The sequence below is a fragment of the Pseudomonas sp. K5002 genome (genome assembly GCF_013386655.1).
Taxonomy (GTDB): domain Bacteria; phylum Pseudomonadota; class Gammaproteobacteria; order Pseudomonadales; family Pseudomonadaceae; genus Aquipseudomonas.
In genome coordinates this window covers 1-461 of record NZ_JACARK010001484.1, presented here as the reverse complement: position 1 = coordinate 461, position 461 = coordinate 1, and the positions used below count along the sequence as shown (strand labels likewise).

At 62.5% G+C, this 461-nt stretch carries 1 protein-coding gene and 1 pseudogene; one reads left to right on the top strand and one right to left on the bottom strand.

Annotation, left to right across the window (positions count from 1 at the left end):
* Positions 1-193: pseudogene (locus tag HX846_RS37370) on the bottom strand (MFS transporter); the annotation flags it as partial.
* 111 nt (positions 194-304) lie between these two features.
* On the opposite strand from HX846_RS37370, the gene HX846_RS37365 reads away from it, so the two are divergent.
* The coding region (locus HX846_RS37365; RefSeq protein ID WP_178967486.1) for a LysR family transcriptional regulator at positions 305-461 on the top strand (157 nt) is incomplete at its 3' end.

Here is a 461-nt window from a genome sequence, read left to right as displayed (position 1 = left end):
GCCCGACGCTGACGATCACCGCGGTAATCGCCAGCAAGTAGGCGAGCACCACCCACTGCGCCGCCTGGAACGATGCATCAAACGCCTGCACCAGGCTCGGCAGGCCGACGTTGGCGATGCTGGTGCCCAAGGACGCCAGCAACATGGACAGTGACAGGGCGACGAGAGCGCCACGGGGTGCAGGTGATTTCATCAAGAGGCTCCAGGGTTTGACCGCTGTCAGAAATCTACGCCGTCACCTAACATGGCGGAAGGCGCAGCATTTGCACTTTATACGTGCGCCAAACGCCCTATGAGGTTTGCCGTGTCGACACCTGATTTCAATCTGCTGGTCACCCTGGATGTGTTGCTCGCCGAAGGCAGCGTCGCCCGTGCCGCTCAACGCTTGCGCCTGAGCCCGTCGGCAATGAGCCGGGCGCTGGCGCGACTGCGGGAAACCACCGGCGATCCGTTATTGGTCC